This window comes from Oleiphilus sp. HI0061 (genome assembly GCF_001635675.1).
In genome coordinates, this window is record NZ_LWFE01001541.1 from 1 (window position 1) to 2601 (window position 2601).

General features: G+C 44.1%; 3 protein-coding genes. 2 read left to right on the forward strand and 1 reads right to left on the reverse strand.

From position 1 onward, the window contains the following. On the reverse strand, positions 1-1502 hold a 1502-nt coding region (locus A3735_RS24035; protein ID WP_156499880.1), incomplete at its 3' end, for a PAS domain-containing protein. Positions 1503-1687: 185 nt separating this feature from the next. On the opposite strand from A3735_RS24035, the gene A3735_RS24040 reads away from it, so the two are divergent. Continuing rightward, on the forward strand, positions 1688-2239 hold the full coding sequence (locus tag A3735_RS24040; RefSeq protein ID WP_068509584.1) for an outer membrane beta-barrel protein: 552 nt from the start codon (positions 1688-1690) through the stop codon (positions 2237-2239). A gap of 16 nt (positions 2240-2255) precedes the next feature. Beyond that, positions 2256-2601: Ig-like domain-containing protein (locus tag A3735_RS24045; protein WP_156499881.1), on the forward strand; the 346-nt coding region annotated here is incomplete at its 3' end.

The window sequence follows — 2601 nt, forward strand, 5'->3', positions numbered from 1 at the left end:
GCAACCTCATCAGTTCTATCTGACCATTCAACGACGGTACCCAAGCGAGTTTGGTCTTCGCCATATATAGGTGTCGCAGTTAGGCCAAAGGTACGTACACCGACCTTAATTTCAGTTTGATATGTACTGGTCAGACGCTCAAGCATACTGCGTTGGTGTGCAGGGTTTTTGTGGAAAACATCGATGTTGTTGCCAACAAGGTTATTGGCATCAAAGTTTGGCAGCACTTTGCGTAAGTCTGCCTCAGCTACGCGCATCATATTCTGTACTGCTTTGTTCATATAATTGATGTTGTAATTTGCATCGGCCATCATCACATTGGTATTACAAACATCGAGAGCCAGTCTAACGCCTGCATTTTCCTCGGCGAGTTGTTTGGCTTTTGTTTCTTGAGCAAGCGCTTCTGTTCGGTCATTCCATTCAACGACAGTACCGATTCGTTCTTTGTTTTCAGCAAAAATAGGGGTCGCGATTAAGTTAAATGTGCGTGGCCCAACCGTAATGTTGGTTTGGTAAGTGCTGGTGAGCTTCTCAAGCATGCTGCGTTGATGCGCTGGATTCTTATGGAAGATGTCGATATTGTTGCCAATCAGGTTATCGGCGTCGAAGCGAGAAAGCTCTGCTTTCAAGTCGCTTTCCGCAGTTTTCATCATTTCTTGTACTGATTCATTCATATAAATGATATTGAACTCAGCGTCGGCCATCATGACGTTGGTGCTACACACATCTAGCGCTAGTTTGATTCGCGTATTGTCTGCTGCCAACTGAGCTTCAGCCTGTTCCTTGGCTAGCTGCGCGGTTTGATCATCCCACTCGACGACGGTGCCGAGTCGTTGGTGTTCATCATCAAAGATTGGTGTGGCTATCAAACTGAATGTTCGAGTGCCAACTTGGATTTTTCCGTTATATTGAGTTTGCAAGCCTTCTAGCATACTCCGTTGGTGAGCCGGATTTTTATGGAAGACATCAATACTCTCTCCCATAAGTGCTTGAGCATTAAAGTTGGGAAGTACCACTTTTAAGTCTGCTTCAGCACTTTGCATCATTTCCTTTACGGAGTCATTCATATAGACAATGTTGTAGTCATCATCGGCCATCATGACATTGGTGTTGCAGACGTTTAAGGCAGAGATAATCCGCTGAGTGGAGGCTTGAGAAGCCTCTATTTCGTTTTGTTTTTCCTGTTGGCTATAAGCTAAAGCCTGTAGCTTGGAGGCTAGGCTATTGTTCTTCGCACCAGTATTTTCTGAAGCGTTCGAAAAGTTCCCCATGGAAATTTCATCGACTAAATGCTTCACCTGAGAGATTGGGGCGCCCAGATTGTTCTGTGTGTTATGGATGTTAATGAATGCGATGGCGGTCACCAGGATAAGCGCGATAATACTACCGGATATGCCGATAGCCCCACTACCAGATAATAGCGAGCCAACTGTGATCAGCAAAGCTAGCGCGAAGCCGATAATTAGCTTCCATTGAGGTTGTATTTGTTCTTGATGGTTCATGTTTATTACCGTCCATTAGTTGATAAGGATTGGGGCCTGTATCAATGTAGTTCAAAAAAACAATATCACCTTAGTGGTAGATAAATTTTTATTGTTCTGGCTTAACGAAAAATTAGGATAAGATTGCTCGCTAGTTTGATAAGCTAGGAAACCATTATTTAAGGTATGGATAAGGGAAGACGAGAATGAATTTAAAGAAATGCATTGGGGGGAGTATATGTTTACTTGCTCTAAGCAGTATCGCTTTTGCAGAAGATAAACCTAAATATTATGCCGGGCTGGATGCCCACTACCTGATAAATACTATTGGTAATGAACAAAGTGGCGAAGCGGAGTTCGATATCTCTGGAGCTGGTCTGAGAGCGGGATTATATTTGGAGCCTCAAGTAGGGCTTGAAGTTTATGCCGCACAAGGTGTCACTGAGGGAGACGATATTGGTATTGATATGAGTCTCGTATCTTCGGTTGGGATATTGGGTCGTTTCGAGTCTCCAGAGGCTGAGAACGGTGGGAAATTGTTTATCTTGCTTGGCTATGGCATGTCTGAACTGGAAATGACCCGCAGCGCCTCCAGCCCCGTAGATAGAGAGTTGTATCATGGCGTTGTCTACGGTGGTGGTGCTGAATTTCGTTTGGGTTCGAGTGAGACCTTTATCAATATTCAGGGCCTTCGTTATTATGATGAGGATCACCTCTCTCTGGATGGTGTGAGCTTGGGCTTACGCCAAAGTTTCTAGTTAAAAAGGACTTAATATGTGTTCAGTAAAAAAGATGACACGGGCTGTTTTACTTTTAGTTAGCTTTGTCTTAACAGCTTGTGGTGTGGGTAATGAGCAAACTTATATTCAAGCCGTTGAAGTCAACACTAAGAATTTGACCTCTATTTCTATTGTTTCCTCGAATGATCGCGTGCGTGAAGGGGAGACCGAGACATTCACAGCCTTGGGAAATGTTGATGGCGGTGCCAGCCAGATTGATATTACAAGTTCGGTAAGCTGGTCGAGTTCAGACTCTTCGATTATATCGGTGAATAGTAATGGTGTGGCGACAGGTAAATCTAACGGTACGGCGGATGTAATAGCACGGCTTGCCGACCTTT

Bases quoted from the DNA above. Each gene is read 5' to 3' on its own strand.
- A3735_RS24040 (WP_068509584.1), top strand. From the start codon at position 1,688: ATGAATTTAAAGAAATGCATTGGGGGGAGTATATGTTTACTTGCTCTA.